This is a genomic window from Paracoccus saliphilus, from assembly GCF_028553805.1.
Lineage (GTDB): Bacteria > Pseudomonadota > Alphaproteobacteria > Rhodobacterales > Rhodobacteraceae > Paracoccus > Paracoccus saliphilus.
On record NZ_CP067141.1, the window covers coordinates 232,425 to 242,883 of the forward strand.

9 protein-coding genes and 3 pseudogenes are annotated in these 10,459 nt (G+C 60.2%); 5 read left to right on the forward strand and 7 right to left on the reverse strand.

From position 1 onward, the window contains the following. Positions 1 to 92: 92 nt before the first annotated feature. From JHX88_RS22175 to JHX88_RS22195, 4 genes and pseudogenes are all read right to left on the reverse strand, one after another. Entirely contained in the window at positions 93 to 1,805 is a 1,713-nt protein-coding gene (locus JHX88_RS22175) for a bifunctional sulfate adenylyltransferase/adenylylsulfate kinase (protein ID WP_076526805.1), read from the reverse strand. A 350-nt stretch (positions 1,806 to 2,155) separates the two neighbouring features. Beyond that, positions 2,156 to 2,494, reverse strand: a pseudogene (locus tag JHX88_RS22180) (transposase); the annotation flags it as partial. A gap of 35 nt (positions 2,495 to 2,529) precedes the next feature. Further along, positions 2,530 to 3,297 (reverse strand): annotated as a pseudogene (locus JHX88_RS22185) (IS110 family RNA-guided transposase); the annotation flags it as partial. A 386-nt stretch (positions 3,298 to 3,683) separates the two neighbouring features. Further along, entirely contained in the window at positions 3,684 to 3,872 is a 189-nt protein-coding gene (locus JHX88_RS22195) for a WGR domain-containing protein (RefSeq protein WP_419182377.1), read from the reverse strand. Between the two features lie 263 nt (positions 3,873 to 4,135). Here JHX88_RS22195 and JHX88_RS22200 point away from each other — a divergent pair, with 263 nt between their 5' ends. From JHX88_RS22200 to JHX88_RS22215, 4 genes and pseudogenes are all read left to right on the forward strand, one after another. Continuing rightward, on the forward strand, positions 4,136 to 4,354 hold the full coding sequence (locus JHX88_RS22200) for an antitoxin MazE family protein (RefSeq protein ID WP_076526807.1): 219 nt from the start codon (positions 4,136 to 4,138) through the stop codon (positions 4,352 to 4,354). Further along, positions 4,351 to 4,677 carry a type II toxin-antitoxin system PemK/MazF family toxin gene (locus JHX88_RS22205; protein WP_076526808.1) on the forward strand — a complete coding sequence of 109 codons (327 nt, stop codon included), beginning with the start codon at positions 4,351 to 4,353 and terminating at the stop codon, positions 4,675 to 4,677. The genes JHX88_RS22200 and JHX88_RS22205 overlap by 4 nt, the downstream gene beginning before the upstream one ends. 124 nt (positions 4,678 to 4,801) lie before the next feature. Next, a complete protein-coding gene (locus tag JHX88_RS22210; RefSeq protein ID WP_076526809.1) occupies positions 4,802 to 5,206 on the forward strand; it encodes a GFA family protein in 405 nt (134 codons plus the stop codon). Between the two features lie 151 nt (positions 5,207 to 5,357). Further along, positions 5,358 to 6,055: pseudogene (locus tag JHX88_RS22215) on the forward strand (IS6 family transposase). Positions 6,056 to 6,249: 194 nt separating this feature from the next. On the opposite strand, the gene scpB reads toward JHX88_RS22215, so the two are convergent. Both scpB and JHX88_RS22225 read right to left on the reverse strand, forming a co-directional pair. Further along, a complete protein-coding gene (gene scpB / locus JHX88_RS22220; protein ID WP_076526810.1) occupies positions 6,250 to 6,870 on the reverse strand; it encodes an SMC-Scp complex subunit ScpB in 621 nt (206 codons plus the stop codon). 2 nt (positions 6,871 to 6,872) lie between these two features. Then, positions 6,873 to 7,745: a DUF1403 family protein gene (locus tag JHX88_RS22225; RefSeq protein ID WP_272848309.1), complete on the reverse strand. Its 873-nt coding sequence runs from the start codon at positions 7,743 to 7,745 to the stop codon at positions 6,873 to 6,875. Between the two features lie 126 nt (positions 7,746 to 7,871). Here JHX88_RS22225 and JHX88_RS22230 point away from each other — a divergent pair, with 126 nt between their 5' ends. Beyond that, positions 7,872 to 8,969 carry a tyrosine-type recombinase/integrase gene (locus JHX88_RS22230; RefSeq protein ID WP_076526811.1) on the forward strand — a complete coding sequence of 366 codons (1,098 nt, stop codon included), beginning with the start codon at positions 7,872 to 7,874 and terminating at the stop codon, positions 8,967 to 8,969. Positions 8,970 to 9,206: 237 nt separating this feature from the next. Here JHX88_RS22230 and JHX88_RS22235 read toward each other — a convergent pair whose 3' ends face one another. Next, complete coding sequence (locus JHX88_RS22235) at positions 9,207 to 10,217, reverse strand: nucleotidyltransferase family protein (RefSeq protein ID WP_076526812.1); 1,011 nt, start codon at positions 10,215 to 10,217, stop codon at positions 9,207 to 9,209. Positions 10,218 to 10,459: the final 242 nt, after the last annotated feature.

Genomic DNA, 10,459 nt, shown 5'->3' on the forward strand with positions numbered 1-10,459 from the left:
GCTTGATCTTCTGGATCCTCTGCTTCTTTTGCCAAGTGCAGACATAACGGTTATGCGCACCGGAGATAATCCGCTCAGTACCCGGGCGGGGATCAGCCCGCGATCAGGCCCATTTGCTCGAGTTTGAGAATCACCTGATGGGCACAGTTATCAACGTCGGCCCTTTCAGTCTCGACCCTCAGTTCCGGGTTCTGCGGGTCGTCATAAGGGTCCGATATACCGGTAAATTCCTTGATCTTGCCCTCGCGCGCCAGCTTGTACAAACCTTTCCGGTCGCGTCGCTCGCATTCCTCGAGCGAGGTAGCGACGTGAACCTCGACAAAGGCCCCGTAGCTTTCTATCTCCTCGCGCACGGCGCGCCGGGTCGCGGCGTAAGGGGCAATCGGTGCGCATATGGCGATACCGCCATTCTTGGTGATCTCGCTTGCAACATAGCCTATGCGGCGGATATTGAGATCGCGGTGTTCCTTGGAAAAACCCAGTTCCGAGCTGAGATTCTTGCGCACGATATCGCCATCCAGCAAAGTCACCGGACGCCCGCCCATCTCCATCAGCTTGACCAGGAGCGCGTTGGCGATCGTTGATTTGCCCGATCCAGAATAGCCGGTGAAAAAAACGGTAAACCCCTGTTTCGAACGCGGCGGCCTGGTCCGGCGCAATTCGGTCACCACTTCGGGGAAGGAAAACCAGTCGGGAATCTCGAGCCCCTCCACAAGACGGCGGCGCAGTTCCGTTCCGCTGATGTTCAGGATCGTGACCTTGTCCCTGTCCGGAATCTCATCCGTCGGCTCGTATTGCGCACGTTCCTGCACATAGACCATGTGTTTGAAATCGACCATCTTGATGCCAATTTCCTCCTCGTGCTCACGAAACATGTCCTGAGCATCGTAATGCCCGTAGAAATCCTCTCCACGGCTGTTCTTGCCCGGTCCGGCATGGTCTCGACCAACGATGAAATGTGTGCAGCCATGGTTGCGGCGGATGAGTCCATGCCAAAGTGCTTCGCGCGGACCGGCCATCCGCATGGCCAAATTCAAAAGGCTCATTGTGGTCGTCGAGCCCGGATACTTGTCGAGCACCGCTTCATAGCAGCGCACACGGGTGAAATGATCGACATCGCCCGGTTTGGTCATGCCCACAACCGGGTGGATCAACAGGTTTGCCTCCACTTCCTTGGCGGCGCGGAAGGTCAGCTCCTGATGGGCCCGGTGCAGCGGGTTCCGGGTCTGGAAGGCGACAATCTTGCGCCAGCCCAGCTTACGAAAATATGCGCGCAGCTCGTTCGGTGTGTCGCGCCGACCGCGGAAATCGTAATGCACCGGCTGCTGAATTCCTGTGACCGGCCCACCCAGATAAACCGGGCCTGCGGTATGGTGGATGTAATTGACCGCCGGATGTGCGGTATCGTCGGCGCCGAAAACCTTTCTGGCCTCTTCCGCCTTGTCGGGCGTCCAGCGGTCGGTCACGGTCAGGGTGGCAAGGATCACCCCCTCCTGGTCGCGCAGGGCAATATCCTGACCCAGCTTGATCCTGTCAGCGAATTCCTCGCTGACGTCGAGCGTGATCGGCATCGGCCAGAGTGTGCCGTCGGACAGGCGCATCTTGTCAACGACATGTTCATAATCGGCCTCAGTCATGAAACCCTTGAGTGGATTGAACGCGCCGTTCATGAGAAGTTCGAGGTCACAGATTTGCCGCGGCGAGAGATCCCAGCTGGTCAGATCGGCTGCCTCCGCTCTCATCTTCTGCGCGGAATCGAAGGACACATACAGCTCGGTAATCGGGGCCAAGTTGGGTCGGGACATCGGGGCTCTCGGCTTTCTTTCGTTTCGAGGCTGGTCGCATCTCGTATGCTTCGAGGAGTCCCGATGAATTAGATTCGAAAAAAACGTGATTTCAAGGCCGGAATGAGGTTCGTCAATTGCCCGGCTGTCAGACCGGGATTTAAGGCTGAAATCCGCCATAGGATCGGTAAGCATCCCTCCGGCCTCGCAGGACCCGACGTTAAACGCCGAAAGTCACCACGAAGGGAAACCGTTCCGGCCCGCGGACTAATTCAGCAACCTGCTAATCTTACTACGTCACAAACGATTGATTGACTTGAGCACAGCATGGACATCGCATTAATCGGCGAGCGAGCGCGACAGTGAGCATTTTACGCGGCGTCGCGATCGAGTTTGCAGTGTGCCGTTCGGGCCGTATCGGTGGCTTTGCCGGGTCGGGAACCGCAGGGAATGGGAGGTTTCTCGCAGTTCCCGGCGGTGACAAATCCTGAGGGGGGAATTGTCTCCCGTTCAGAGAGAAGGAAACCATAGGCGGCAATGCACAGGCTGGCATGATGGTGAAATCCTCGCCAACCTCTTCCTTCGTAATGGCCTAGGTCCAGTTCTTGCTTGAGCTCGCGATAGTCTCGCTCGATCCGCCACCGTATCTTCGTGGTCGCGACGAGATCGTATAATGCCATTGTTTCCGGCAATGTCGAAAGCCAATACTTGCGTTGAAAACGGTGCATGCATTGCATGCGATTTGGGCTTGATGGTGGGGTGTGAGGCCGAGCCAGGCTGCAAAATCCCGGGCCTTGTGGAAAGTCTCGGGTGGCGGCGCAAGGGTGGCAATGGCCGTGGCAATCAAAGGACCGATGCCCGGCACCGTCATCAGGCGCCGCGCCACTTCGTTTTCCCTGGCTCGACGTGAAATCTCGGCATCAAGCTTGACGATCTCTGCCTCCAGCTGGGCCAGCGCCGCGATCAGCACCTTGAGTGTGGGAACGGCATCGGCTGGCAAGCCGCGTTCCGGGTCTTCGACGATTGCAATCAGCTTCGATGCGTTGCTCGCGCCCTGTGGCACCACCTGTCCGAACTCGCTCAAATGGCCGCGCAGTGCATTGATGGCCTGAGTCCGCTGCCGGATCAGAAGCTCACGCACGCGGAACACCATCGCCGCGCCCTGCGTCTCCTCGCTCTTCACAGGCGCGAAGCGCATCGTCGGACGCGTTGCTGCCTCGCAGATCGCCTCGGCATCGGCCGCATCGTTTTTCTGACGCTTCACGAAAGGCTTGACGTAGGCCGGGGGGATCAGCCGAACGTCATGGCCGAGCTTCCCGATCTCACGGCCCCAAAAATGCGCACCGCCGCACACTTCCATCGCGACAACGCAAGCCGGCAACTGGCTGAAGAACTCCAGCACCTGCGCTCGCCGCAGCTTCTTGCGCAACACCGCGCGGCCCGATGCATCAGCTCCATGCGCTTGAAACACATTCTTCGCCAGATCGAGCCCAACCGTGATGATCTCCGACATGACCGTCCTCCTTTGTGGATCACTGCAGACCCACCTTCGCACATCGATGCCGTCGGGGGGCGGTCACATAATCAACGCCGGCCAGAAGATGCGAACCCTAATGCCGGCTTTGACATCCCGACCGACGCCTTCTGGATGCTCGGGCATGACGGGCAGTCCATCGCCATCATACCCTCACGTGACCTTGTTATCCTGCGCATGGGCCTGACCCCGGCAAAGCACGGATATAAACCACAGGCCCTGGTTGAGGCTGTCGTCAAGGTGGTCGATCAGGTTGCATCAGACCGTTCAGGCTGAACTGGCACCCCGTAACAGAACCGTGCCAGAATCATGATATGGTGTCACCACCTGCTTGACTCCTATAACCTATTACGGCTGTTCCGCAGCTAATCGGTCATATACCCGCGCGCCAGTTTTCGACGCAACCAGCCGCCGCGGGCACCCTCAGCTTCCAGCAGCGAGGGAAACCAGCTCTGCCGGACCTCGCCCGAACCTCCGATCCGGCCCCAACTGCGAACCAATCTGATACCACCGAATAGGTCGGGCTGTAATTCGAGATGGTAGAACCGCGCCATGTTGCAGGCCGGATCTGTGCGAGTAAGATGTATCGGGTCAGGCGCTTGCATATCGTCAGTTTGCCATGCGCTTGGCCGCCAAGTCCAACGCATTTTCGGAATCAATTCAAGCGATCGGATTCTCCAGGCTGATGAATTGAGGCCGGTATGGCAGCCATTTGCTGATCTCGGTTAAAAAGGTAGGGAGCGGGCGAAACGGTTGGCCCATTCGGGATTGAAATTGCGTCGCTCCCTTGTTACATGTAACGAAAGGGAGATCAGCCATGCCAAGCCCTGTTTCTGAACGTGTCCAGAAGCGCCGGGACGCCCTGCGCGCTGCGGGCCTACGCCCTGTCCAAATCTGGGTGCCCGATACGCGCCGCCCAGGCTTCGCTGCGGAGTGCCGGCGGCAGGCCGCGTTGATCGCCGCCTCAGATCGGGGCGACGCCGATCTGTCGGACTTCATGGATGCAGCCTTGAACGATCTGGATGAGTGGCAGTGAAGCGCGGCGATCTTGTGACAGTCGCCCTTCAAGGTGACTATGGCAAGCCGCTCCCGGCGCTGATCATCCAGTCGGATCAATTTGATGAGCTCGGATCGGTGGTGATCCTGCCTCTTACCTCAACTCTGATTGATGCGCCGCTCCTCAGACCAACGGTTGAGCCATCGTCCGATAACGGACTCCGCACGCCGTCACAGATCATGCTGGACAAGCCGATGACGGTGAAGACCGAAAAAATTGGACCCTCCTTCGGCCATCTCGATGATCTTGACATGATCGGCGTCAGCCGCTCCCTAGCGCTATTTCTCGGCTTGGCAGGGTGAAGCCAAAGAGTGCGTCACTCGGCTTCAATGCGGGACTTTGCGATCGTTCAAGCCTCAGTTAGTCTTTACTGACTCTATGCTATTCGAATGAGACTTAAACCGGAAAATCTCCAAGGAGGCATAAATGACATGCCGAACATATAGAGGAAGTTGTCATTGCGGCCAGGTACAATTCGAAACAGATATCGATCTCGACGCGGGAACCGCGAAATGTAATTGCTCCATCTGTTTAAAGCGTCGATATTGGTGCGCGTTCGTTTCTCCTGAACAGTTCAGATTACAGTCGGGAGCGGACAAACTTGCGGACTACCAGTTTGCAAGTGGTTCTGTTCATCACCGATTCTGCACCACATGCGGGATCGCTGTTTTTGGCCAAGGCAAAGGCCCTGATGGCGCGGCATTCTATTCCGTCAGTTTGGTCTGTCTCGATGATGTGGACCCTGTTGAGCTTGCCGAAGCGCCGGTGAACTATTTCAATGGCCGGGACGACAATTGGAGCATGCAACCAAACGAGACCCGGCATCTCTAACAGAACGGACCTGCCTTTGGCCGTTGTATAAGTCCGGTAAGACACCATCCAGAGTAATATGGGATGACCTGTCCATGAAAGGAGAAAAGGATGTTGTCACGTTAACGGGCCTGAGGTTGCTGGTTCATTGATCTGGGCGTAGGCGATGTCGATGCAGACCTTGAAAATCAGCTACAAGCGACACCGGTTTCCGCCTCAGATCATTGCTCATGTTGTCTGGCTCTACGTCCGGTTCAACTTGAGCCTGCGCGAGGTCGAGGAACTGATGCTGGAACGTGGCGTGGACGTTTCATATGAAACGATCCGACGCTGGATCGTCAAGTTCGGCCACCTAATCGCCCACGTTCTACGGCGACGGCAGCCGCGCCCCGGCGTCTGGCATCTGGACGAATCGTTGTGAAGATCGCGGGCCGGTCATACTGGCTGTGGCGCGCGGTTGATCAATACGGGGTCATTCTTGAGGAGAGCCTCCAATCGAGGCGAGACAAGCGCGCCGCAAAGCGGCTTTTGATCAAGCTGATGAAGCGCTGGGGGTTCGTTCCCAAAAGGATCATTACGGACAAACTGCGCTCTTATGGTGCCGCCAAACGTGAGGTGGCTCCCAGCCTTGATCATTGGTCACATAAGGGGCTGAATAACCGCGCAGAGAACAGCCATTTGCCCTTCCGAAAACGAGAGCGAGTAATGCAGGGCTTCCGATCACCGGGTGGATTGCAGCGCTTCGTCTCTATACAGTCCGCAACCCGTAATTCCTTCTCTGTTCCAGCCCGCCGTCGGTCCGCTCTCACCATCCGCTACCATCGGCTCGAAGCATTGGAGGCATGGAAATCCGCGGCAAATGCTCCTTGATCAACGACCCGCATGCTAACTTGCAAACTCGGTGAGCTAACGTGACAACACCGGTCCAACGCATTTTCTGAATCGGTTCGGGCGAATGGATTCACGCGGCTGATAAATGGTAGAGAGCCCACCCGAATATCTGGCCCCGCTGGCTCGGACCGGTCCCTGGGATCAGTCGGGCATGTCAATAGCAGGAGGATGCATTACGCCTCCTCCTCGCCAAGGGGCAAGCCGAACGCGGCGTCGGGATCCTCGGTGTCCTCCACTTGGCGCGCGGGAAGATCCGGCAGGTCCTGCAGGCTCTCTAGCCCGAACAGGTCGAGAAACCCCTCGGTGGTTACGAATGTCTGCGGCGCGCCCGGTTCCGGGCTGCGTGGGCCGGGCGCGATCAGCTCGCGGGCGCGCAGATGCGCCAGTGCGTCGCGGCTGACCTTGCCGCCGAACAGTGCCGCCAGTCCGGCCCGGGTGATTGGCTGGTGCCAGGCAATGGCAGCCAGCAGCGCCAGTTCTCCCTCGCGCAGCGGCACTGGGTCCGGGTCGGGACCGGCGGCGGCGCGGATCGCATCGGCATAGGCCGGGCGGGTGCGCAGCGCCCAGCCATTCCCGACCCGGTGCAGCGCATAGGGCCGATCGACAAGCTCCGCCTGCAGATCGTCCAGCAGCAGGTCGAGAGCGGCCCCCTGCCCCACCAGCCGTGCCAACACCTCGCGCGAGACCGGCTCGGCCGACGCGAAGAGCACCGCCTCGATGCGCCGCAGCCATTCGCGCCAGCGCAGCGCCGCGGGCAGATCGTCCAGTTCCCGATCCAGCTCCACCCCGCCCATCGTTACAACCCATAGATCCGGAACGCGGCGCGGCCGCTGAACTCGCGCAACACGCCCAGTCCCGCCAGCCGGTCACAGAAGCGCCGCGCCGCCCGGTCCGACATGCGCGCGACGCTGCCCTGCACCACCGGGCTAAGTGCCAGCGCCGGGGTAAGCGCATCGACCTTGAGCAGCAAATCCAAAGCCGCCGGCGCTGCCTTTGCCCGCAGCTTCGGCGCCACAGCCCGCAGCTTTGCCGCGCGGCGTGTCAGGTCACCCGCCAGGCGCTGCGCCCGCGGCGCCGATGTCACCACCGCCCGCGCGCAGGCCAGTTCCAGATCCGCGCCGCAGAGCGCCAGGTCACGTCTCGAAAAGCCCAGTGTGAGCACCGGCAGCAAAGACGGCCAACCCAAGGCTCCGGCCAGCGCCGCCTCCGCCGCCATCAGGGCGCCCGGCAAATCGCCGGGATGATCGGCCCGACTGTCTTCATAGGCTGTCGCCGCGGCCGCCAGCGGCGCGGTCTCCCCTGTCCCGGGCTCCAGCTGTTGCCGCGCCGCCCGTCGCCAGGCTTGAGCCACGCCGCCGGCCGGATCCGAGTGCTCTCCGGGGCGGATCAGATGCACGGCATCACGCAACGCCGCCAGCCCGGCGGGCCGTCCCATCAGTCGCAGACTGGCCTCGGCGGCCAGCAGCGCCATCCGGTCGCATAACAGTGCCATCGGCACCGCTGCGCGTCCCATCCCCACCGGATGCAGACTGGCGAGCGCCGCCCCGGCCAGAAACCGTGCCTGGTCAGCGTCTTGCGCGGTCTCGGCGCGTATCCATCCGGGCGGCAAATCGAAGCGAAACGTCCCGGTGAGGTCCTCTTCGGAGCCGACATCATTCCTCATATCCATGCGGAACGTTTACCATATGACGGCGCTTTAAGAAAGATTTTTTGCGTATATGCGCCGGGCCTTGCAGTTTTATGATGTGTCCGATAATATTGTATTATCGGACATAGATGAGAGAAATGGCAAATCATGGCCAAAACAGAGCAGAAATCACCATTATCAGCCAAATACGCAGCGCAAGGGCAGGAAAAGGACGAGAGCGATTATCCCGATCTTGATCAGATCGCTCTACCGGTACATCTGGTCGGGTCTGGTACCCTCGACCGGCTGATTGAGTCCGCCCGCGATTATGCTCGCCATGCAACTGCCGAGAATACCCACAAGGCCTATGCTCAGGATTGGGCGGATTTCTCTCGTTGGTGCCGACGCCGCGGCGCAGATCCTCTTCCTCCTTCGTCCGAGTTAATCGGCCTTTACCTAGCCGATCTCGCTGCACCACAGGATCACTGCCCAGGCTTGGCCGCCAGCAGCATCGAACGGCGCCTCTCCGGGTTGGGTTGGGCGTACCGACAGCGCGGCTTCGTGCTGGAGCGCAAAAATCGCCACATCACCACCGTTCTGGCTGGAATTCGGCGCAAACATGCCCGCCCGCCCCACCAGAAGGAAGCGCTCGGACCCAGCGATATTCATGCCATGCTGGCCACCCTACCCTTCGATCTGCGTGGCCTACGCGACCGGGCGATCCTGCTTATCGGCTACGCGGGCGGATTGCGCCGGTCCGAAATTATTAGCCTCGATGTCGGCCACGACGATACACTGGATAGCGCGGGCTGGATCGAGATCCTTGACGACGGAGTTCTGCTCACGCTGAACACCAAGACCGGATGGCGCGAGGTGGAGATTGGACGCGGGTCCAGCGACCAGACCTGTCCGGTCCATGCGCTGGAACAATGGCTCCACTTCGGCAAAATTCATGCTGGACCGGTCTTCGTGGCTGTTTCGCGTGATAGCAATCATGCCTTGGGGAAACGTCTGAATGACAGGCATGTGGCCCGGTTGATCAAGCGCACTGTGCACGATGCCGGGCTACGTCCTGAATTGTCTGAGGCCGAGCGGCTGAAACTCTATTCAGGCCATTCCCTACGCGCCGGGCTCGCCTCCTCGGCAGAAGTCGATGAGCGCTATGTCCAAAAGCAGCTAGGCCATGCCTCAGCAGAGATGACCCGCCGCTATCAGCGCCAACGTGACCGGTTTCGCGTCAACCTGACGAAAGCCGCCGGGCTGTGAAAGGGCCCGCTCGACCATCAGCCAGCCAACTATCCGCGGACGATCAGTATACCCACGCGCCGCGCGCCAAAACCGCAATGCGGCGCGTGGTAGAAGGCTCTGCATTTTGATTGGTGCGCTTGCAGTATTTCCTTATATGATTTCAATCGGTTGGCGAAAACCTATCTGATGCAGAGTTGAAACAGATATCAATAATCTGCGGCATATACGCATAATGAAGAAAGGGACGAACAGCGCCTAGAGCGAGCGGAGCAACACCGTAGTGTCCGGCAGGCGCGCCAGGCTGGCGTCTATCCGGTCGCGCCATTTCGCACCGCGGTCGCGGGCATCTTCAAGCGCGTCCAGTAGGTCTTCGGGGCGATCCGCTGCCAGCGCCGCGATCAGGAAGGCGGCCTGCGCGCGGTCCTTTTGCGCCTTGATCCGGTCGCTGTCACGGCGGCGTTCCGCAACGATCAGCTTGTGAATGGCATAGCGCTCGGGCCGGGGGATCTGGACCAGCACGCCGCTGCGATAGGGGATGGCGGCGGGGATCGGCTCGGCGATCAGGTAGTTCAGATGGTTCAGCGCCTGCGCCTGCACGCCAAGCGCGGGAAGCTCGCGCAACCCCTCTGCGCCAAAGGCCGGGGTCAGAAACTCGACCAGCGCGTTGCCCGCCGTCTGCCGCCAGCGCCAGCTGCGGCCGGGCTCCAGGCTCGGGGCCGGGCTGAAGGCGAAATCGCCCAGAACCTGTTGGACCGGCGGGGCTGCGGCGTCTTCAAGCGCCAGCGACAGCCGTTCGAAACTGGCGATGTCCAGATCGTCGGTCTGCGCCGCCTGCGTCAGGTCATAGCGCAGGTTCAGCTCTCCCTCATACAGCCGGAAGGCATGGGTGCCGACCACCGTGCCGCCCAGGCGGAACACCCCTGCCCCGGCCAGCGCCGCCATCAGGCTGCCGGTCGAGGGGTCGAGGCCGAGGAACCCCTCGGCCCGGAGCAGCCGCACCAGCCTTGCGCGGGCGCGGCGGCGATCCTGTGCCGGGGCGCGGGCCTCGCGGTGGCGGGCGATCAGGGCGCGCAAGGCATCGCTGTCCTCGCCGATGTAGTGCTTGCGCACCTCGCTGCCGACGCGAAAACTGTCATACCAATAGACCCGCCCGTTCCGCGTCACCTTCGTCGGCGTGCCGCGCAGGTCGGATACGGCCTCTTCGCGCAGGGCGCGCAGCAGGTCGTGATAGGCGGCATGGGCGATCTGGCTATGACGCTCGGACATGTTCAACGATTCCCCTAATTGTTGAATACACCCATGTTCAACAAATGAAAAGACTGTTGAACATGGAAAACACCCGTGACCCGCCTAGTGCCTGATCCCGGCTTTGCCACCAGATATCGGGGGTGCATGCAAAAAATACTTGCGAGAATCGGGACTTCGAGGCATTTATTTACGGAGCAAACAGAATAAGACGGCTTAAAGCGTAACAAACGCATCAGCAGCCGCGCGAAATGAGAGGCAGA

Excerpts from the sequence above, each read along its gene's own strand:
- JHX88_RS22235 (WP_076526812.1), bottom strand. The coding sequence starts at position 10,217 with ATGTCCGAGCGTCATAGCCAGATCGCCCATGCCGCCTATCACGACCTG.
- JHX88_RS22225 (WP_272848309.1), bottom strand. The coding sequence starts at position 7,745 with ATGGATATGAGGAATGATGTCGGCTCCGAAGAGGACCTCACCGGGACG.
- JHX88_RS22200 (WP_076526807.1), top strand. The coding sequence starts at position 4,136 with ATGCCAAGCCCTGTTTCTGAACGTGTCCAGAAGCGCCGGGACGCCCTG.
- JHX88_RS22175 (WP_076526805.1), bottom strand. The coding sequence starts at position 1,805 with ATGTCCCGACCCAACTTGGCCCCGATTACCGAGCTGTATGTGTCCTTC.
- JHX88_RS22230 (WP_076526811.1), top strand. The coding sequence starts at position 7,872 with ATGGCCAAAACAGAGCAGAAATCACCATTATCAGCCAAATACGCAGCG.
- JHX88_RS22210 (WP_076526809.1), top strand. The coding sequence starts at position 4,802 with ATGACATGCCGAACATATAGAGGAAGTTGTCATTGCGGCCAGGTACAA.
- JHX88_RS22195 (WP_419182377.1), bottom strand. The coding sequence starts at position 3,872 with ATGGCGCGGTTCTACCATCTCGAATTACAGCCCGACCTATTCGGTGGT.
- scpB (WP_076526810.1), bottom strand. The coding sequence starts at position 6,870 with ATGGGCGGGGTGGAGCTGGATCGGGAACTGGACGATCTGCCCGCGGCG.